Origin of the sequence: Nocardia miyunensis NBRC 108239 (assembly GCF_001613065.1) — a bacterium.
Classification (GTDB): domain Bacteria; phylum Actinomycetota; class Actinomycetes; order Mycobacteriales; family Mycobacteriaceae; genus Nocardia; species Nocardia miyunensis.
Genome location: NZ_BDBQ01000095.1, coordinates 1 through 18,390, shown reverse-complemented (window position 1 = coordinate 18,390; position 18,390 = coordinate 1). Strand labels below are relative to the sequence as shown.

At 62.8% G+C, this 18,390-nt stretch carries 22 protein-coding genes; 11 read left to right on the top strand and 11 right to left on the bottom strand.

Annotated features, from left to right (window positions below):
* Positions 1 to 89: 89 nt before the first annotated feature.
* Both NM2_RS37065 and NM2_RS37060 read right to left on the bottom strand, forming a co-directional pair.
* On the bottom strand, positions 90 to 1,712 hold the full coding sequence (locus tag NM2_RS37065; protein ID WP_067679294.1) for a class I adenylate-forming enzyme family protein: 1,623 nt from the start codon (positions 1,710 to 1,712) through the stop codon (positions 90 to 92).
* Positions 1,709 to 4,753 carry an alpha-mannosidase gene (locus tag NM2_RS37060; RefSeq protein WP_067679291.1) on the bottom strand — a complete coding sequence of 1,015 codons (3,045 nt, stop codon included), beginning with the start codon at positions 4,751 to 4,753 and terminating at the stop codon, positions 1,709 to 1,711. The genes NM2_RS37065 and NM2_RS37060 overlap by 4 nt, the downstream gene beginning before the upstream one ends.
* 283 nt (positions 4,754 to 5,036) lie before the next feature.
* Here NM2_RS37060 and NM2_RS37055 point away from each other — a divergent pair, with 283 nt between their 5' ends.
* From NM2_RS37055 to NM2_RS37045, 3 genes are all read left to right on the top strand, one after another.
* Positions 5,037 to 6,146: a hypothetical protein gene (locus NM2_RS37055; protein WP_067679288.1), complete on the top strand. Its 1,110-nt coding sequence runs from the start codon at positions 5,037 to 5,039 to the stop codon at positions 6,144 to 6,146.
* A gap of 16 nt (positions 6,147 to 6,162) precedes the next feature.
* Positions 6,163 to 6,951, top strand: coding sequence for a hypothetical protein (locus NM2_RS37050; RefSeq protein WP_157121593.1), 789 nt, complete (start codon positions 6,163 to 6,165; stop codon positions 6,949 to 6,951).
* A gap of 179 nt (positions 6,952 to 7,130) precedes the next feature.
* Complete coding sequence (locus NM2_RS37045) at positions 7,131 to 7,448, top strand: hypothetical protein (RefSeq protein WP_157121591.1); 318 nt, start codon at positions 7,131 to 7,133, stop codon at positions 7,446 to 7,448.
* 68 nt (positions 7,449 to 7,516) lie between these two features.
* Here NM2_RS37045 and NM2_RS53140 read toward each other — a convergent pair whose 3' ends face one another.
* The 5 genes from NM2_RS53140 to NM2_RS53500 form a co-directional block, all read right to left on the bottom strand.
* Positions 7,517 to 7,807, bottom strand: coding sequence for a VOC family protein (locus tag NM2_RS53140; RefSeq protein WP_369690353.1), 291 nt, complete (start codon positions 7,805 to 7,807; stop codon positions 7,517 to 7,519).
* Between the two features lie 372 nt (positions 7,808 to 8,179).
* Positions 8,180 to 8,947 (bottom strand): hypothetical protein, encoded by a 768-nt coding sequence (locus NM2_RS37035; protein ID WP_067679274.1) that lies wholly within the window; start codon positions 8,945 to 8,947, stop codon positions 8,180 to 8,182.
* An 82-nt stretch (positions 8,948 to 9,029) separates the two neighbouring features.
* On the bottom strand, positions 9,030 to 9,938 hold the full coding sequence (locus NM2_RS37030; protein WP_067679261.1) for a hypothetical protein: 909 nt from the start codon (positions 9,936 to 9,938) through the stop codon (positions 9,030 to 9,032).
* Between the two features lie 75 nt (positions 9,939 to 10,013).
* Positions 10,014 to 10,412 (bottom strand): VOC family protein, encoded by a 399-nt coding sequence (locus NM2_RS37025; protein ID WP_067679258.1) that lies wholly within the window; start codon positions 10,410 to 10,412, stop codon positions 10,014 to 10,016.
* Positions 10,413 to 10,455: 43 nt separating this feature from the next.
* Positions 10,456 to 10,737 carry a DUF397 domain-containing protein gene (locus NM2_RS53500; RefSeq protein WP_439956963.1) on the bottom strand — a complete coding sequence of 94 codons (282 nt, stop codon included), beginning with the start codon at positions 10,735 to 10,737 and terminating at the stop codon, positions 10,456 to 10,458.
* Between the two features lie 567 nt (positions 10,738 to 11,304).
* Between NM2_RS53500 and NM2_RS49690 the strand changes: the two genes are divergently transcribed.
* Genes NM2_RS49690 through NM2_RS49685 form a run of 4 tightly spaced genes read left to right on the top strand, consistent with a single transcriptional unit; the run spans position 11,305 to position 13,551 of the window.
* A complete protein-coding gene (locus NM2_RS49690; protein ID WP_157121589.1) occupies positions 11,305 to 11,841 on the top strand; it encodes a hypothetical protein in 537 nt (178 codons plus the stop codon).
* On the top strand, positions 11,841 to 12,155 hold the full coding sequence (locus tag NM2_RS37020) for a hypothetical protein (RefSeq protein ID WP_067679255.1): 315 nt from the start codon (positions 11,841 to 11,843) through the stop codon (positions 12,153 to 12,155). Before NM2_RS49690 ends, NM2_RS37020 begins: the two co-directional genes overlap by 1 nt.
* Positions 12,155 to 13,000, top strand: a complete 846-nt coding sequence (locus NM2_RS37015; RefSeq protein ID WP_067679252.1) for a hypothetical protein — start codon at positions 12,155 to 12,157, stop codon at positions 12,998 to 13,000. Before NM2_RS37020 ends, NM2_RS37015 begins: the two co-directional genes overlap by 1 nt.
* Entirely contained in the window at positions 12,985 to 13,551 is a 567-nt protein-coding gene (locus tag NM2_RS49685) for a hypothetical protein (protein WP_157121587.1), read from the top strand. The genes NM2_RS37015 and NM2_RS49685 overlap by 16 nt, the downstream gene beginning before the upstream one ends.
* Positions 13,552 to 13,911: 360 nt before the next feature.
* On the opposite strand, the gene NM2_RS37010 is transcribed toward NM2_RS49685, so the two are convergent.
* Both NM2_RS37010 and NM2_RS37005 read right to left on the bottom strand, forming a co-directional pair.
* Positions 13,912 to 14,118, bottom strand: a complete 207-nt coding sequence (locus tag NM2_RS37010; RefSeq protein WP_067679358.1) for a DUF397 domain-containing protein — start codon at positions 14,116 to 14,118, stop codon at positions 13,912 to 13,914.
* Between the two features lie 5 nt (positions 14,119 to 14,123).
* Complete coding sequence (locus tag NM2_RS37005; protein ID WP_067679248.1) at positions 14,124 to 15,008, bottom strand: helix-turn-helix domain-containing protein; 885 nt, start codon at positions 15,006 to 15,008, stop codon at positions 14,124 to 14,126.
* A gap of 458 nt (positions 15,009 to 15,466) precedes the next feature.
* Here NM2_RS37005 and NM2_RS37000 point away from each other — a divergent pair, with 458 nt between their 5' ends.
* A complete protein-coding gene (locus NM2_RS37000; protein WP_067679245.1) occupies positions 15,467 to 15,655 on the top strand; it encodes a hypothetical protein in 189 nt (62 codons plus the stop codon).
* A 143-nt stretch (positions 15,656 to 15,798) separates the two neighbouring features.
* On the opposite strand, the gene NM2_RS36995 is transcribed toward NM2_RS37000, so the two are convergent.
* On the bottom strand, positions 15,799 to 16,041 hold the full coding sequence (locus NM2_RS36995; RefSeq protein ID WP_157121585.1) for a hypothetical protein: 243 nt from the start codon (positions 16,039 to 16,041) through the stop codon (positions 15,799 to 15,801).
* A 75-nt stretch (positions 16,042 to 16,116) separates the two neighbouring features.
* On the opposite strand from NM2_RS36995, the gene NM2_RS36990 reads away from it, so the two are divergent.
* From NM2_RS36990 to NM2_RS36980, 3 genes are all read left to right on the top strand, one after another.
* Entirely contained in the window at positions 16,117 to 16,551 is a 435-nt protein-coding gene (locus NM2_RS36990; protein ID WP_067679239.1) for a MarR family winged helix-turn-helix transcriptional regulator, read from the top strand.
* Positions 16,548 to 16,997 carry a hypothetical protein gene (locus NM2_RS36985; RefSeq protein ID WP_067679236.1) on the top strand — a complete coding sequence of 150 codons (450 nt, stop codon included), beginning with the start codon at positions 16,548 to 16,550 and terminating at the stop codon, positions 16,995 to 16,997. Before NM2_RS36990 ends, NM2_RS36985 begins: the two co-directional genes overlap by 4 nt.
* A gap of 64 nt (positions 16,998 to 17,061) precedes the next feature.
* Positions 17,062 to 17,895, top strand: coding sequence for a class I SAM-dependent methyltransferase (locus NM2_RS36980; RefSeq protein WP_067679233.1), 834 nt, complete (start codon positions 17,062 to 17,064; stop codon positions 17,893 to 17,895).
* A 100-nt stretch (positions 17,896 to 17,995) separates the two neighbouring features.
* Here NM2_RS36980 and NM2_RS49680 read toward each other — a convergent pair whose 3' ends face one another.
* Complete coding sequence (locus tag NM2_RS49680) at positions 17,996 to 18,166, bottom strand: hypothetical protein (RefSeq protein ID WP_157121584.1); 171 nt, start codon at positions 18,164 to 18,166, stop codon at positions 17,996 to 17,998.
* Positions 18,167 to 18,390 lie beyond the last annotated feature (224 nt).

Genomic DNA, 18,390 nt, shown 5'->3' with positions numbered 1-18,390 from the left:
CGGTGCTGCGGTGCTGCGGTGCTGCGGTGCTGCGGTGCTGCGGTGCTGCGGTGCTGCGGGTTCGACTGTGCGGCGAGGCTTTTCGGACTTTATCCGAGATGCAGTGCGCGAGAGGCCTCGTCCCGGGCGGCACGGCGATCGGTTTTGCCGCCCGGACCCAGTTCGAGCCGCTCGACCGGGACGACGTACTCGGGCAGGTACTCGGGGCTGACGCCCTCGGCGCGGAGCCAGCTCGCGAGGGTTTCGGTGGTCAGGTCTGTGCTGCTGGCGAGAACGACCACGGCGCAGACTCGTTCGCCGAAGATCGGGTCGGGCACGCCGACGACCGCGACATCGGCCACCGACGGGTGCGCGCGCACGAGCTGCTCGATCTCCACGATCGAGATGTTCTTCCCGCCTCGGATGACGAAATCCGCTGTGCGTCCGACCACTCGGACCCGGTCGGTGTCGTCGACCTCCACGATGTCGCCGAGCAGCATCCAGTTCTCGTCGGTGAACAGCTCGGCATTCGCGGCCGGATCGTTCCAGTAGCCGGGGGAGACGAGCGGTCCCCGCACCGCCGGTCGCCCCCGGCGCGGGCTGCGCGTGGCGTCCGCGCCGGTGTCGTCGAGGATCCGGACGTCCATCGACGGCAGGATATGGCCGCAGGTGCGCAGGCGGGTGTCGAGGTCGTCGTCCAGTGTGGTGCTGCTGACCGCGCCGGACTCGTTGGATCCGTAGAACTGGAGAACCTTTGCGCCCGTGAGCTTTTCGAAGGCGAGTGCGTCATCGTAGGGGACCGGCTCGCCTCCGGTGTACAGGACGCGCAGGCTGGACAGATCGCGCTCGCGGGCGGCCTCGGAGCGCAGCAGCATCTTGAATTGGGTACTGACGCAGCACAATACGGTCGCTCGTTCGCGCTCGATGAGCATGAGGGTCTCGTCCACGTCGAACCGTGCGGTGAGCACGACCGGGATGCCCAGCAGGGCCGGGAGGAAATGTGCCGACCAGAGGCCGAAGCCGTACGGGGCGGGGACGATCGAGCAGATCACGTCGTCGGGGCCGATTCGCCCGCCGGACATGGCTTCCCGGGCGAAGGCGACCCAGCGACGTTCGGTGTGGCTGACCACCTTCGGCAGTCCGGTCGTGCCGGATGTCGAGTTGAGAATGGTGATGTCGGAGGTTGTGAAGGGTTCGGCGGATTCGCGCGGAGTGTCATAGTCGGCGAGCTGGTATCGGGTGACGCTGCCCGATTCCGCTTCCAGGACAACGACATTCGTCGGTTCGATATCGTATTCACGCAACTCGGCGAGTAGTTCACGCCACGAACGCCCGCGAATCGAGTCGATGGTGACCAGCGTCGAGGCTTCCGCCCGGCCCATGATGTGCGCGATCTCGCGCACTCCGGAGCGGATCGCGATCGCCGTCGCGATCCGGTTCGCGCGATAGGCCCCGCACAGTGCGGCATGGATGACTGCGGTATCGGGCAGCAGCAGCGCCACGCGCGAGCCGGGTTCGCCGATCTCGCGTAGTTGTTCGGCGATATCGTCGGCGAACCGGTCGTACATGCGCCACGTAATCGATCGGTCGGCGGTCACGAACGCCGCTGAATCGGGCATCTGCCGTGACCACGCGCGCACGAGTTCGCTGACGGACCGGTCCATGTACAACTCCGGCGTGCTCGCGAATCCACCCGCGCGGAGCGGTTCCCGCCTCACCTGGTCGTCGGTCATTGCGATGACTCTACTTCGGTGGCCTCGGCTCCCGGAGAACGACGGAAGCGAAGGGTGATCAGCTGGAAAGGTCTGAGCTGCAAGCGAACTCGTGATCCATCGGGAAACGCCGAGACCTCGTCGGCGACGGGACGTTCGAGGAGGTCGCAGATCTGGACTCCCGAGGCTTCGAAACCGGGTGTCACCAGGGCCGTGGCACGACCGCCGTGTGCCTCGTACACCCGGAGCACGATATCGCCGCTGCGGTCGTCGGCGAGTTTGATCGCGCTGGTGACGACGGCGTCGTCGTCGACGGTGAACAGCGGCGCGACGGATTCGGCCACGCCGCGACGCGGTGTGGTGAGATTGATGCGGTAACCCTCACGCACTGCGTCGCCGATGCTCGCACCGGGAATCAACATGTGCCGGAAGCGATGTGGGCCCTGGTCGGCGTGGGGGTCGGGGAAGCGGGGCGCGCGCAGCAGCGAGGCGCGCACGGTCGTGGTGGTCCCGGCGTCGGGCCGGACCGTCCGGGTGACGTCGTGTCCGTAGGTGCCGTCGTTGACCAGGGCCACGCCCCAGCCGGGCTCGGCGAGGTGTACGAACCGGTGATTGCACGCCTCGAATTTTGCGTACTCCCAGCTGGTATTGGTGTGGGTGGGCCGGAACATGTGCCCGAACTGGGTCTCCGAGGCGTAGCGGTCCGCGTGGATGTCCAGGGGGAACGCCAGTTTCAGGAATTTCTCGCTTTCGTGCCAGTTGACGTCGGTCTCGATGTGCAGGGCCCCGTCGCGCAGTGACAGGGTCTGCTCGACGGTGGAGGATCCGAACGAGCGGCCGATCCGCACGACCGTGCCCACTCTCGAATCCGGCTGTACGGCAAGGAAATCGGTGTCGGTCAGGTCCGTTACGCGGTTGCGGTAGAACAGATCGACGTCCCAGGCGTCCCACGCGTTGGGCAGATCCTGGTGCAGTTGCAGCAGATTCGCGGCCGCGCCCGGTGGCAGCGTCTCGCGATGCCGTTCGAGATCGAACGCCGAGACCACGAGCCCGCGCGCGTCCACCTCGACCCGGATCAGTCCGTCGTCCAGGACGTATCCGCCCTCGGCGCGCTTGGTGACCGCGCACCGACGATGGGCCCGCGCCGGTCCCGCCGCACCGGCTGGAATCGAAAACCATTCGTGCGGAGTGGGATTGAAGACGTTTGGCCCGGCCTCCCCGCCGCCCAGCGTCCACTGCGCCTGCTCGATCATCGTGGTCAGCTCCCGTGCCACCTCCGCGTGAGCCTGTTCGGTCTCGCGATGCACCCAGGCGATGGACGAGCCGGGCAGAACATCGTGAAACTGGTGCAGCAGCACCGTCTTCCAGATCCGGTCCAGCTCCTCGTACGGGTAGGCCGCGCCGGTGCGGACCGTCGCGGTCGCGGCCCACAGTTCGGCCTCGCGCAGCAGATGTTCACTGCGCCGGTTCCCCTGTTTGGTCCCGGCCTGGCTGGTCAGCGTGCCGCGGTGCAGTTCGAGATACAGCTCGCCCACCCACACCGGGGGATCGGCGTATTCGGTCTCGGCGCGGTCGAAGAAGGCGGCGGGCTCGGTCCACACCACCTTCGGCGAACCCTCGAGGTTCCGCATGCGGGCGGCCTTGGCGATCATCTCGCGCGTCGTCCCGCCGCCGCCGTCGCCATAGCCGGTCGGTGCGAGCGAGGTCGACGTGCGGCCCTTATCCTTGAAATTCCTTGCGGCATGGGCTATCTCGCGACCCATCATGGAACAGTTGTAGGTGTCCACCGGCGGGAAATGGGTGAAGATCCGGGTGCCGTCGATACCCTCCCACAGGAAGGTGTGGTGCGGGAACTGATTGGTCCGGCTCCACGAGATCTTCTGCGTGAGCAGCCGCGTACAGCCTGCCGCGCGAATGATCTGCGGTAGCCCGGCTGCGAATCCGAACGTGTCCGGCAGCCACACCTCGCGGATCTCGGTGCCGAACTCCTCGAGGAAGAACCGTTTGCCGTGCACGAACTGTCGCGCCATCGCCTCCGAGCCCGGCATATTCGTATCCGCCTCGATCCACATGGCGCCGGTCGGCACGAACCGCCCCTCGGCGACGGCCGCGCGCACCTTCTCGTAGACCTCGGGCCGGTGGCGGGCGAGCAGATCGTACTGCGCGGCCTGGGACATCGTGTAGATGAATTCGGGTTCCTCGGCCAGCAGCGCGGTCATGTTCGCGGCGGTGCGCGCGACCTTGCGAACCGTCTCGCGCAACGGCCACAACCACGCGGTGTCGATATGCGCGTGCCCGACGGCGCAGACCGTGTGCGCCGAGGGGATGGCGGGCGCGGCGAGCGCCTCGGTCAGGCAGGCGCGTGCGGCGGCCGCGGTGGCGTTCACGTCCTGTAGGTCGATGGCGTCGAGTGCGCGTTCGATGGCCAGGACGATGTCGTAACGTCGCGCGGGATTGTCGGGCATTTCGTGCATGAGTTCGCCGAGCACCTCGAGATCCTGGACCAGCTGCCAGACCTCCTCGTCGAAGATCGCCAGATCCAGCGGCCCCAACCGGTACTGCGGCTCGTCCCCGGCGGTGGTCCGGTCGCCGAGCGCGGTCGGTCCGGGGAAGGGGACGACTGGATTCGAGGCCGCCTCGACATGCAGCAGGACCTGTTCGCCACCGACAGCGGGCGACGCCACCCGAACCCAGCTGTTCTGCGGGTGCAGCCCCTTCACCGGCGAACCGTCCGACCGGTACACCAGCCCCTCGCACTGGAAACCGGTCATCCCCGAATCGAATCCGAGATCGATTATCGCCTCGACGGTCCGCCCGGCCCACGCCTGCGGCACCGTCCCCTCGACGGTGAGCCAGCTGGTTCCCCACGGCGCACCCCACGCAGCGCCGGACGCGATCGGAGTCCGGGGCGCGGCCAAACCCTCCTCCACCTGAACCGGCTCGCCCGGCGCGACCCAGATACCCGCCGTGAGCGGCGTGGACTCCGGATAAATCGCCGGAACGATCCGTTCGCTGAGGACGCGCGCGAGGCGCCCCTCGATCAAGAGGCGGTCATCGTGCATGGCGCTGGCTCCCATCGGACCGGGGACGTGCAGACCGTCCTCATTGTCCGGCAACAGGGGGAACTCTCCGTGTCACGTGGTGAATTCCGCTGGGCGCGTGTGGGTTCCGGGAGTGTCGAGCCGGGTGCCGTTGCTAATGCGGCTCGAACTGCCGAGTAAGCGACACGAAGCCCCCAATTCGTCTGGCTTCCGCATTCGTGCATTCCATGTCACGGTTTATCTGGGAGTCGATGCAGCGTGGTGAGCAATGATCAACGAGGCACGACTGACGTAGGGAGGCGTCGTGGACAAGCTCGAAGTCGAAATGCCGAACCTGGCTGGATTTAGGCTGGATCTGGGGGACGTTATGACAAATTTCTCGTCGAACGCCAGGCGGCTGCTGCCAGGGGTGGCACTGCCCAGGGGGACGAGCGAACTTATGGCTACTCTGGCTCCGGCGTTCGAAAAATTCAACTCCGCGGTGTCCGCCGCGCATCACAGTGACTTGGCCGTAGTCGACAGCCTGGGGTCACACCTCGACACCGCGAAGCGCGAATACCGTGGGGCCGAAGACAACTCCACTGTTGCGCTCGCGGCAGCCGTGCACATGCGAGCTCCGGACCAGTCCGTGGATACGGCTGGCATCACCCGATTCAGCGGATTACACCTACCCGACCTGCCGGAGGTCCAGGAGACGCAGGCCAGTCTCCGCAACGTTGTTTCCGCGGGTATCGACTTCATTACTCCCTTCGACGAGCCGTTGAGCCAGAGAATCGGTATCAAGCCGGCGGCGGATTACCTCGCGCCGCTGGTGGCCGACTGGGAGTCGCTCCAAACTGTGGGTGAGCGGATCGGCCTACTCGGTATAAACGACTATGCCACATCGGAGAATATCGTCGGTGGAACCAACTGGCTGCAAACGGGGTGGACCAGGTTGGGCTCGCAAGCGTTCGGCGACCGGGCGAGTGTCCTCGGGGACACAATTGCCACGCGCAGTTGGGACATGGATGCGATATCGAAAATCGTGCAGAACGCCGGTGCCTGCATCGAGCGCTTGGTGTACAACCAGACGGTAGGGTTGAGCAATGATCTCACGAAGCCGATGACCTTTGTCGGGCTGACGCTCCCCGTGGGAGTGTGGGCTCTGTTGACGGACCACTCCATGCAGAGCGCGTACAAGTCTCAAATCCTGTCGGCCGTCGATTCGTTGAAGACGGCGGCGGAGTCCAGGAAAGACGATTTGGCCGGTTTCATCGAGCGCATCTCGTCCGCCCTGGATTATTCCCCTGAGCGGACATCGCCGAAATTCGATACGGCTTCCTTCGATATTCCGGAAAAGTTGGTCGCCAGTCCGGGTGCCATACGTTATGGATTCGGAGACAATGTGTGGTGGCAAAACGGAACCTCATTGTAGTGACGATTGAGTAGAAATGAAGAAACTCGAGCCCACCCCCAGTCCGGAAGCCGGGCCGCTGGCTACTCCGCCGCCCATGCCGCCTTCGATGCCTGGTCCACCGGCTGCGCCGCCGACCGATTCCGGATCTGGCAAGTGGGGCTCACAGCCGTGGTACGACCGATTCGACGATGTCGGATTTGCCGAAGTAGCGGGAGCGGTGGTCCTGGCAGCGGATGCGTATGGATATACGCACGCGGCCGCACACCTGGCGCACTACCTCGACAACACCGGGGATCTGCTGAACCTCAATGTCGATTCGGTACTACACGATGTGCCGGATGCCAACACCAGAGCGAACGAGATAGCAGAAGAGGAAATCAGAAGGGTCGCCAATAATGCGATAGCGGCCTCGGACTACGGTACGTCCATGACATTCCAGTCGGGCTGGAATGGATTTTACATCTCGCAGGACCTGAGCGCTGATTGGTTCTTCGCGATGGGCGGCATTCGAATGGCGGCGAGTGGCGCGGTTACCACGCTCGAGCCGGCGAAGCGAGCCGAGCCGAGCGTGGTCGTAGCGTATCGGGTGCATATTTTCGACCGGTACAACTGGGATGAAGGCAAGAGCACGGATATCGCCGGCGTGACGGTCACCGACAAAAGTATGGGAGAACTGGTTACGGCCGGACTGGCGCGTGAGTACAATATCGAGGGCTCGAGCGAGGTTCGCTGGTACAAGGGAACCATTCCCGCGAATGGGCCGCTGAATCTGCCGGGGTCGAAGGACAGTCGGGACGGGGAAAGGAGTGATCCAACCAGATGAGACGAAGAAATTTCGGCAGTGCACGGATGGTCTGGCTCTCGATCGGCTTGGTGGTCGCGGCTGTTGCCGGAACAGCCGGGTGCTCCGGCTCAGGTCACGACGAAAACCCTCGATCGGGGGCGACACCGTCGGAAAGTTCAACCATCATTACCAAGGAGGCCACCGAATTCGGTGGCATCGTGATTCCGGATGATGCCTCGGTACTCGATGCTCGAACCGAACACGGTAGGGACACCCTGTACCGGCTCGCACTGTCAACAGGGCCGGAGGGTGTCCAGCAGCTTCTGCGGGCATCGAATTTCTCCACGCCCCTGGTCAAGGTATTCCGGGTCGCCGAAACCACCATCGCGGGCCCTCCGCTGGACACCTCGCCGTCGATCCTGCGAGCCGAGGACGAATACCGGGGCTCCGACGGCAAATCCATATACCGGATAATTATCGTGGACGAACGGGACCAGGCGACTCGCTATGTCCATATCCAGTTGTTCGATACGTAAGCATGTCGTGTTCTCGGCGGTGTCGGATGGCTTGCGCCGCCGGGGATTTCGCTCCAGCAGCGGTGCGTTCAGAGAGCGGGCGGCTCGACTGCTCGGCGCGGGACTTCGGCCGCTGCGGTAGTAGCGATGCAGAAGGGGTGCCCAGCCGGGTCGACCAGCACGCGGAATCGATTGCCGCCGGGCTGATGCGGTGCGAGCGTGGCACCGAGGCCGATTACCTGCTGTTCGATCTGCGTCAAATTGCCGACGCAGAAGTCGAGGTGGAGGCGACGTGGTGCGGAGGAATCCGGCCACGCGGGTGGCTGATGGTTGGCTACCCGTTGGAGGTCCAGACGCACCGCGTCACCACCGGTCAGCACAACCAAATTCGCGCTGACCGAACGGAGTTGCCCACCCAGGAAGCCTTGATAGACCGAGCAAGCTGGATGGGATTCGGACAGTCGATGGTGACAGCGAACAGACGTGTGGTGATGGTCATCCGGAAATGCTGCCACCTGAAGCGGGCCTGTCGCTGAATAGGATTGTGACGGTGTGGCTTTGATGTACGGCCCGGCCCCGATGATGTCGGAACCGGGCCCTCGCGGGCGATCAGCAGGCGGTCATCGTGCATGGCGCTGGCTCCCATCGGACCGAGGACGTGTCGAACCTTGCGTCCTCATTGTCCGGTGGGATGGTGAATTCCCCGTGCGGCATGGTGAATTCCGTTGGGTACCTGCGAGTTCCGGCGCTGCTCAGCCTTGCTGACCGTTGCCGAGTCCGGTGGCCGCACCGAGTGCGTAGCCGACGACTCCGCCGAAGATGCCGACGGGAACACCGGTCATCACCGCGCCGGCCACACCGCCTACCACGACGCCGACGGCCGCCCCCGCGAGTGCGCCCCCGATGACTCCCACGGGAATGGCCAACCCCATGGTCGGAACGGCCAGGGCGATACCACCCGCGATGCCACCGATGCTCGCGCCGATCCCAAGGCCGACGATCGCTCCCGGTATCGCCCCGAGCACCGCGGCCGGGATCCCTCCCAGAGCCGTGCCGATGACGGCCCCGGCGGTTCCGCCGTTCACCGTCTGCTGGGTGACCCTGTCCGAATAGTTGCTGTCGACGGGGACCGGGCGTAGCCCGCCGATCCGCACGGATCCGGGCGAGTTCGGTTTTCGCCAGTCGGTCGCCCGCGTGGGTTCCGGATGCCGAGTCGCTCGGTGATTTTCGCGAATCGCATGGTCACCGCTCGGTGGGAGTAGCGGCGCGGCGACGCCGTAGTGCACCAGACCGAGGCTCCGCACGACCGAAGGAATTATCGTGCGCGGTGTGATGCTGTGTTGCGCAGCGCCGGTCCAGAGCTGTTCGACGGGCGCGGGGGCCGGGACGCTCGGCTGTGCCGCGGCGTTGCCCGCGGTGCCGGCGCAGGTCACCACGACGGCCACCGGTATCGCGCCGAGGGCCGGCAGCAGGGCGCGTCGCAACGCGCTGGTCTTGGAATGCTTGGACCGACGAGTCATGCGAACACCCTCTCGCTGTAGTCGACTGGGAACAGCTCTCTGGCCATCGGTTATCGAACACGTGCGCCGGGACGACGGGCCGTCACCGGAAGTAGGACGCGTAGGCGCCGAACGGGACCTGGCCGCTGGGGCTCGCCTTGATGGCGTCGGCGACCCGCGCGGGGATGGCAGCCCAGTGCGCGGGCATCTGGGCGGCCAGGGTCGGGTTCAGGACGTAGATCAGGGCGAAGTTCACGATCCACAGCGGCGGCGCCATCGACATGCCGACCTCGGATCGCACAGCGCCCTTGGTATTGGTCACCAACTGGGCAGACCCTGAAAGTTGTTGTGCTGCAAAGCCGTAAGCGGCTTGTTGCGAATAGGCCGACCGGTAGAGCGCGCCCAGGCTTCGCTCCGCGCCGTTGTCGCGTAGCCAGGTACCGACGTAACCGCCCGGCGCGATCAGGGTGTTCACCTGCCGGGTCGGCGCGTCCGCGTTGGCCGGGCTCTCCAGCATCCCGGCGGGGTTCACGTACAGCCCGTAGCTGGCCAGCACCGACGGTGTGCTTGTCCCATTGACCTGTGAATGCAGCGGTCGGCCAACGGTATTGGTGAGGATCTGGACGCAGGCATCGATGACATCGGCCGCTTGGCGGCTGCCGCCGACTCCGCCGCCGGTGCTCAGGTCGTGATACTGCTGCTGGGTCAGCGCGTCGGCCCTGCCGAGGCCGATCCGAGCGGCGATCGCATCGGCTTGCGCCTGACCGAGCGGCTGGTTGAGCTGGTTCCGGCCGGTCATCTGCGTCGGTGCCACCTGCTGGTAGGCGGGCGCCCCGGCGAAGGGGACGGCGAAACCGGTGTCAGTGGTATTCGCCACCGGTTCGCCATCGGCCGTCCGGGTGGCCGCCAACGAGAGCAGGCACGTACCGATCACTGCCAGTACCGATATGGTCCCGCGCCGAGCAAACGATCCGGCCCGCCGTCCCGGGCCCATTGACCAGGTGAAGTGCATATGTCGACCTCTCGGAGCGTTGTCGGATGAGGTAACACAAGCTTGGGGTAAGTCAAATCTGTGACAGGTGCTGTGTCAAGGCCCGATGGTTGCTGGGAGTTCGGCCGCCGCGGCAGTGGCGATGCAGAAGGGGTGCCCTGCCGGGGCGACCAGCACGCGGAAGCGATTGCCGCCGGGCTGATGCGGTGCGAGCGTGGCGCCGAGGCCGATCAGATGCTGTTCGATCTGCGCCAAGTCTTCGACGCGGAAATCGAGGTGGAGTCGGCGTGGTGCGGAGGAGTCGGGCCACGGCGGTGGCTGATGGTTGGCTACCCGCTGGAAGTCCAAACGCACCGCGTCACCACTGGTCAGCACAACGAAGTCCGCGCTGACCGAACGGAGTTGCCCACCGAGGAACCCCTGGTAGAACCGAGCGAGCTGCGCGGGATCCGGACAGTCGACGGTGACAGCAAACAGACGTGCGGTGATGGTCATCCGGAAATGCTGTCAGCATTCTCGACGAAGGCACGAACACCATCTACCGTTTCAGGTCATCGTTCCGGTAGTACAACTGTCGGTGCACGGGTCCAGCGCGGGGAATTTGTGTCGGACACCCCGAGCGGGATGGTATGTCCTCCGCAACCGTCTGTTGTCTGCGCGTGAACCAGGGCGCTAGCCTTCTGGGGGCTTGGCGGCCCTGCCACAGCAGCCCTTGTTCAAAGCTGGTCGAATTCTTCCTCCTGGATATCTGCGGTGAGCGCATCCATTGGCCGGGGGTGAAGACGAGCGCCGGGCCGGTCGGATTCTTGGAGTCGCGCACACCGATCAGGCCGATGTCGAGGAAGGCTGCCTCAAATGCACACCGTCCTGGCTACGACTGCTCTGGTTTCAGCCCGGGGACCAGACCCGTTACCTTTCAGCAGCACTGGTGAAGCTGGAAGTTGCCATGGCGTAGCCGTTTCAATCCGGTGTTAGCCGGATTGCACCGCCTGCTTTGAAGCTGTACCGTCGAGTGCGGATTGCTCGGGGGCGGGGAACTGGACCACCTCGGGGGCGGGAAAGTCCCGGTATCGGTGTGGTGAGAGGACAAAATGAGCAGCGGGGGAGAAGTAATCCACAGTGGTGTTGTAGTGGTAGACGCGGGGTCAGGCTCGAACTTTCTTCCTGGAAACAATGGGATTCTCTCCGGTGGCGGGGCACCAACACCCAGCAGTCCCTGTCAAATTAGGTCGGCTTATCTGTTGATATGGAACAGAGACGCTCTGTGTCTGAATGCATCACTTTAGTCTGTGGTATCAGTTGAACCAACTAATCGAAGTTCAAATTTTGGAGAAAAGCCTTGGGAAGTAATCTAATAGATCATTGGACAGCCCCTGGGCTGATTCAGATGACGCTCGATGAAGGACGGCTGCCGACTGAAGTCAAGGTAGGTCGAGAAATTCACAGCCGTGTCGACCCTCGGGAAATATCCAACGCAGTACTGACCGGATACTACCTCGCCCTTTGGAGACATGATGCGCCGGCGATAGCTCGTGGTGATTTCGAAGCACTGAGCGGGCGACCTGACCGCCGTAATTTTCTTACCGCCCTCCTGAACACTCGAACTCCGGAAGAATTCGAATCCCTCGAGCGCGCAGTCAACGGCGATATAGAGTTCCTGGGCTATGGGCCAATAACAGATTTCGGTAGACCATCGATTACGGTGACGGCGGGACTGGGGAGAATCTCGGACATACAGATCGACCCACGTTGGGCCGGTGCCACGCAACCTTCATATATCGGATACGATCTGATCGAATGTGCGAATCAAATTCGTCGACAACGACCAGAATTTCGTGACGATGATGGTTGGTCGGATCGATCCGAATCAGATCTCGAAAAAGAACTTCAAGAATATAAGCGGTACCTGGAGAGGAATTCCTGATGGCCGACTTTCAGGTGGATTTGAATCAATTGGTGACCGCCTCAGCAGCCTGGGGGGATGCGGGTGACAAGCTGGGTCAGGCAGCCACCCGGGCCCAGACGATTCATGATAGCCATAATGAGGTCGTATGGGGAATTTTCGGCCCAGCTTGGTCTACGCAGGTAGCCGCCGCAGCATATCTTCATGATCGTTTGACGGAGGCAAGCAACGAAGCGCATGCCATCCGTGACGTGCTCGTGCATGTCGCAAAGGTCTATGGCGCACACGATCAGGACTTTGCCGAGGCAATCAAAAAGCTACAGGCGGGAATGTAATGAGTGATGATAAAACGCTGGAAAATATTAATTCTGCAATTCAATCTTTTGCCGACAAAGTCGAGGACGTGAAGAATCAGCCAAGTAAGGTTGATGATGCGTTCAATATGCTGGCGGTTGCTGCGGCGTCTTATGAGGGCGGTCTTGTCCTCGGCCCCATCGGATCTGTTGTGGGCGGAATCTTCGGATGGGCGACTCATGATGATTTCACCGGAAATATGAGTAAGAAGAAAGAAGAGATCAAAGTCAAGATCCGAGAGCTGCTCCAGAAACTGCACGACGGCATCGAAGCGATGAAGGCTCCAGTCGCTTTTCTGGAAGTGAGCGGCGATTGGCTGGCGCTCAAGTCGAAAATTGGCGAAGCCCAGAACGATGAGGTGGCCAAGGGGAGCGTAACCGGTTATTGGCAGGGCACTGCAGCCGAGCGTTACGGAGACAGTCGTACCCTGCAGGATACGGCTATGGACTCTGCAAAAGGTCTATGCGACACGCTACATGGCAGCCTCGTCGCTATCTCCAATGCTGCCTGGACATTTTACTCGGACATGGCAGCAAAGCTGACAAATTTCCTGACGAAGTTTGCAGTTGCTCTGAGTAAGATATCTACGGTGGCCGAATCGCCGTGGGGTGTTTCTGACGCTCTCGACCTGCTCGGATCGGTAATATCCGAAGCGGTCGATATTGCCACCAAATTAACCACTGCACTTATGACCCAGAAACAGGTTATCGGCGAAATCGGAGAGGCCACCAAGGCTCCGAAGGGCTTCTATCAGAATAAATGGCCGCAGACCACGACAAAGAATTTTGACACAAGTGTGCAAGGAGCGGAATGGACAGCGGAATGAGCCGAGCGCTCGCGTATATCTCGACTGCGGCAGCGCTGGCGGTGATTGCTTCCGGTTGTGGTCATAGAGTGAATAGCGAGTCCGATCCGGTAGCGAACATAACGAGCAGCCACACACTGCAAGAGCTGTGCGACATTCCGAAGCAGTTCTACAAGAATGAATTCAATGCTGATAATCCCAGCGTCAGCTTGGCTGCGGGGCATCCGATGACGGACAAGATTGAAGGAGGTAATGCATGCGACTATGAAATTCTCGGACATGATACCAGCGACCGGAATTATCTTGGGCAGATCTCGTTGGTTCACTCCACTGAGGCTACCGGTGACACCACTGAGAATTCGGTTACGAAGACAATTGTCGTCGATAATACTGTAATTGATGAGTCGATTCCCGTGGACACGGGTGAGTTCACGACAACCGAACCGCATGTGACCCTTTCGATCACAGTGAAAGGATGGCATGGCAAGTTCACCTTCTGGGGTCGAGACGACCAGACGATAGCGGCGGGAGGGAAAGTGTTACTAAATATGATGCGAACTCTCACGAGCTAGTATCGATGAATATTCGAAATCTGGCTACAAATCCGGAGGTGTCTGCCAGTTCATGGCATGTTGCCCGAAAAGGTCATCCCGTTACTGCCAACCGGGAGCTGACTCCGAAGGGATGATCCGCGCCCGGTCCCGGTACCTGGCATCTGGTTCAGGATGCCAGCTGTACTGGCCGATGGTTGCCGCGGCGGGGTGTGGCGGTATCTGCGCGAGTTCGGCGGCGGTCACCAGTATCTGGCGACCGCCATCCGTGCCCTGTGGCTGGAACTGGTTGGTGTGCTTGAAGATTCGAACCGAGTGTGAATAGAGCAACGGCCCGGTTCCGACGAGGTCGGTATCTGGCCGCTGTGATCTATTCGCCGATCAAGGCTGGTCGAATGCGCCGCCTTGGATCCCTGCAGTGAATGCATCCCACTCGCCGGGTGCGAAGACCAGGGCCGGGCCGGTCGGGTTCTTGGAGTCGCGCACACCGACCATGCCGCCGTCGAGGAAGGCTGCCTCGACACACTCTCTACCGCCCTGGCTACGGCTGCTCTTGAACCACTTCGCGTCCGATAGGTCAGCGCTCACGTTGCTCATGCTCCCTTTGCCACCCGCCGAAGCAGGCTTCTGCTCGTTGTCTCGTCCAAGGCCGCCGCCTCGATGATCTCGTGCCGACCATAGTAGTGCAGCACGTCTTCTTCCTTCTCGAGATAGATCTCGCCCACGGCACCCTCGAGGAAGACCACCGATGGTTCGACCGGAGCACCGGTTTGATCCTGCCCGAAGTTCAGGATCACGTAGGGCGGCATGGACGTTCCGCCTGGGAATCCGGCCGCGAACGGCAGAACACGGACACTTACGTTGTCCATCGTGCTGATGTCAGCCAGGTGGCGAAGCTGATCGGCCATGATCGCTCGGCTTCCTGCGACGCGATGTAGTGCGGCTTCGCCGATTACGACATCCAGCTGGACGGGGTGGGTTTTCCTGGTCACGATTCTCTGCCGCTGAGTCTTGATCTGTACGCGCTGCTCCCACTGCTCCACCGTCTCGTCGGGCCAGATCAACTGGACCAAAGATCGGTTGTAATCAGCGGTTTGGAGCAATCCCGGAATGAGATCCGGTTGATACGTGATGATTTGCGTTGCAGCCGTTTCAAGTCCGACGTACACATCGAAGTTCTTCGGGATGAGATCGCCGTACTGATGCCACCACGACTTCACATTCGCTTGTTGCGCAAGCCCTTTGAACGCCTCCGCGAGATCCGGTGGGACGTTGTACAAGTCGCAGATGGCCTGGATGACCATGTTCTTGATCCGGCCCGTTTCGCCCTTCTCCAGACGGTTCAGGCTGGTGGCGCCCATCTCCAGGAGCTGAGCGGCCTTGACCTGGGTGTATCCGGCGCGGGTGCGCCAGTCCACGAGGTAACGCCCGAGTTGCCGCCGCGGCAGCGTTGATCCGATGGCTGGGGTCTCCGGCATTGGGGCTCCGTTTCGGGGATGTATGAATCTCCGGTTCGGGGAAATGCTCTCACTTCGTGCGGAGAACTAGCTGGCACTTCGGAGAGATTGGTTCGGAGACTCCGTTTCGGGGTGACTTCAGTGCGGCGCACGTGTGTCATAGACGCAGCGCCCGCTGGGATCCGGCTGGTCGTCAAGTCGAGATCCCTTCTGTCGTCCGGGTGCTGATCCCGCTGTGTGGATTTTGTGAGATTCCCAATCAACATCGTGAAATGTGAAGGGGCGGAACCATGTTGAAATCGCAACCGGACTGCGCATTGCCTCGGCGATCACCCGGTGTCCACCGAGTGTGGCCGGTGACGTGTCCGAGCGTACGTGATCTCGCGGAGGTGGACGAGCTTACGCCCGAACTGATCCGGCGTGTCCGAGATGCGTTGCGCGCGTGGCGTTCCACCGACACGGCGGCCGGGTGACGCGTCGTGGCCGAGATGCTTCCGCCGACCGATCATGCGCCGCTGGCGGTGATGTCGATCGAACTCGCCCATTGGATCATGCAGTGGCACATCGACTGTCCGGTGACGATCTGCGCGGTCAAACGGCAGGCGAAGGCGAGATTGATTCAGGCACACCGCATCGTCCCGGCGGATCAGCCGCACTTCGGGATGTGAGGTTGATCCGATGAGCCGCGAGGACGATCTGTGGTGCGACTGGTGCGGCGGCCCCAATCGGGTCATCTACCGACACGACGGCCGAGTGTTCTGCGGCTACGCGTGCATCCGGCGTTACCGGTCACAGGCAGGCGACTCGGATGTCATCGATCTTCCCGTACGGGAATGAGATCGCTGGAATGCGGACCTGAACAGGCCGAGTGGATCTGCTCGGCCAGTTCGGCGACGGGCCGGGTTCCGTCGATCACGAGGTCGCACCGGTGGCGAAGCGGCTCGACATACCGCTCTTCGGCGGCACGTCGGAATTGAATGTAGTTGTACAGCAACACTTTCAGCGGGACCGATCCGTCGACGCACTGACGTTCGATCTTGCGCGCCAGCCGCACATCGGCACCTCTCGCATCCCGCCGGCGGCCGCAAACCATAGGACATTTTAATACGATTTGGTATTATCCGAAATCGTGAAATACGATTTCGTACCTTCGGATCGATCGGCGCTGCTGACCCTGCAACGCGCGACGCACGCCACGCTCCGCGGGATTGCCGGCGAGCTGGTCGATCTCGACATGACCGCCTCCGAGATCAACGCCCTGGGCAACCTTGCCGATGGGCGGAGCCGGACCGTCTCCGAGGTCGCCGCCCTGATCGGAGCGCGCCCCACCACCCTGACCAGCGTGCTCGACCGGCTGGAGAAGCGTGAACTGATCACCCGGGTCGCCCGGGCGGGCGACCGGCGCTCGGTCCTGATCGAATTGACCGACACCGGGCGCGCCACCGCCGCCGCCATCCGCCGGACCTTCGCCGACCTCGAATCCCGCACGCTCGGCGGCCTGCCCCCCGAAGCCGTCGCCGGCTTCTACACCGTCCTGGATGCCCTGATCGAGGAAAATCGATGACCACGCAAAACAGTGCGCCGCACCCAGGCCAGGATCCGTCCGAGGAATCCGGGCCCTACGCCGACCTGCTCGCGGAGGTGACGGCAGACACCGACCGGTTCGGTCACCGCCAACACCTGCACCTCACCTACCTGGCCGTCCGCCGCTACGGCGCCTCCCGGGCGATCGAACTGGTCAGCGACGGCATCCAGCGCACCGCGCGCTACCAGGGCGCGCCGCGGAAATACCACGCCACCGTCAGCCGCGCCTGGGTCGAACTGGTCGGCCACCACGTAATCGACACCGACGCAGCCGATTTCGACACCTTCATCGACCACCACCCGGCACTGCTGGACAAGAGGCTGCTCACCAGGTTCTACCGCACCACCACACTGGCGAGCCGCACAGCCAGGACGGGTTGGGTCGAACCCGACCTGACACCGTTTCCTTGGCAGCACAACCACTGAGCGATCGGATACAACCGAGCGATCACGAACTGTCGGAGTGCGAATCGTTCCCGGAAGCCTCCGCATGAGTAGTCTCGCCGATGTGCGAGATATCGAACTCGTCGGCGCGCAGCAGACCCTCAGCCCGGTCCTGAAGGCCAAAGCGCTGGACAACCTGCTGCCCGACCCGATCCTGGGCGATGAATACGCCGACCGGGCGATGCGCCGCCTCGACCCCGACTACGACAGCCGCAGATTCGGCACCAGCCAGATAGGTCTGGTCGCCGTGGTGCGCGCCAAGGCGCACGACGACTGGGCCCGAAGTTTCCTCGCCGAGCACCCGAATGCGGTGGTGCTGCATCTGGGGTGCGGGCTCGACTCGCGGGCCTACCGGATCGACCCGCCCGCCACCGTGGACTGGTACGACCTGGACTACCCGTCGGTCATCGAACTGCGGCAACAGATACTGCCGCCACGCGAGCACTACACGTTGATCGGCTCCAGCGTCACCGATTCGGCATGGCTGGACCGTATTCCCCGCGGCCGTCCGGTGCTGATGATCGCCGAGGGGCTGGCGCCCTACCTGACCTCGGCCGAGCTCCGGCAGCTACTGACCGGCGTTGTCGACGCTTTCCCTACCGGGCAAATTCAGTTCGATACGGTGTCGGTCTGGGCCTGGCGCACCTCGAAATGGGACCCCACACTGCGCAGGTACGGTACCCAATTCCATTGCGGCTTCGACCATCCGGCCGCGCTGGCCGACTGGCACCCGCGCCTGGACTACGTCGACGAGGCGCCCATGAACGACTCACCGATCCTGATGGCCAAGGCGCCCGCGAACATACGCCGCCTGTATCGCCTGCTGAACCTGGTACCGGGCATGAAACGGTCCACCCGCATCGTGCGGTTCAGATTCTGACACCACGCCATCCGATTTCGATTGCGGCGAAGGCCGCAAGATGACCAGCCGGACCCTGCCTCGATCTCGACTCGAGCCATGGTCGGGTTACCCCCCGGCATCATGCTGAATTGGCCGTAATCCACCATGAGACGAGGCGGTCGGCCGTGGGGTCCACCTCGCAGTGTTCCGGGTGGTTCAGGCCGAAGTGATCTGCCAGTTCGTGCCAGAGGAATTCGCTGATCTGGTTGAGCAGGACTTGCAGATTGCCCTCGATCTCGCCCGGCCTCACAGCCTCATCATCGCTCGTCGGTCCGACGCACTCAATTCGGCATGTCGGTGCGTGCACGTGGCTGAGATGATCTCGCCGCGTTGACCTTTGGCAGTAGAGGCAGTTCGCGCCGCGCCTCGAGCTCGAACGGAAACCATTACCTCATCGGCCACGGCGACCGGCCGCCTCCACCCAGCCGAACTGCGGGCCGGAAACATCGTTGGATCCACCGTCCCGCACCCAGG

Excerpts from the sequence above, each read along its gene's own strand:
- NM2_RS37065 (WP_067679294.1), bottom strand. The coding sequence starts at position 1,712 with ATGACCGACGACCAGGTGAGGCGGGAACCGCTCCGCGCGGGTGGATTC.
- NM2_RS37060 (WP_067679291.1), bottom strand. The coding sequence starts at position 4,753 with ATGCACGATGACCGCCTCTTGATCGAGGGGCGCCTCGCGCGCGTCCTC.
- NM2_RS37050 (WP_157121593.1), top strand. The coding sequence starts at position 6,163 with ATGAAGAAACTCGAGCCCACCCCCAGTCCGGAAGCCGGGCCGCTGGCT.
- NM2_RS37035 (WP_067679274.1), bottom strand. The coding sequence starts at position 8,947 with ATGACTCGTCGGTCCAAGCATTCCAAGACCAGCGCGTTGCGACGCGCC.
- NM2_RS37030 (WP_067679261.1), bottom strand. The coding sequence starts at position 9,938 with ATGCACTTCACCTGGTCAATGGGCCCGGGACGGCGGGCCGGATCGTTT.
- NM2_RS37025 (WP_067679258.1), bottom strand. The coding sequence starts at position 10,412 with ATGACCATCACCGCACGTCTGTTTGCTGTCACCGTCGACTGTCCGGAT.
- NM2_RS49690 (WP_157121589.1), top strand. The coding sequence starts at position 11,305 with ATGACGCTCGATGAAGGACGGCTGCCGACTGAAGTCAAGGTAGGTCGA.
- NM2_RS37020 (WP_067679255.1), top strand. The coding sequence starts at position 11,841 with ATGGCCGACTTTCAGGTGGATTTGAATCAATTGGTGACCGCCTCAGCA.
- NM2_RS37015 (WP_067679252.1), top strand. The coding sequence starts at position 12,155 with ATGAGTGATGATAAAACGCTGGAAAATATTAATTCTGCAATTCAATCT.
- NM2_RS49685 (WP_157121587.1), top strand. The coding sequence starts at position 12,985 with ATGGACAGCGGAATGAGCCGAGCGCTCGCGTATATCTCGACTGCGGCA.
- NM2_RS37005 (WP_067679248.1), bottom strand. The coding sequence starts at position 15,008 with ATGCCGGAGACCCCAGCCATCGGATCAACGCTGCCGCGGCGGCAACTC.
- NM2_RS36985 (WP_067679236.1), top strand. The coding sequence starts at position 16,548 with ATGACCACGCAAAACAGTGCGCCGCACCCAGGCCAGGATCCGTCCGAG.
- NM2_RS36980 (WP_067679233.1), top strand. The coding sequence starts at position 17,062 with ATGAGTAGTCTCGCCGATGTGCGAGATATCGAACTCGTCGGCGCGCAG.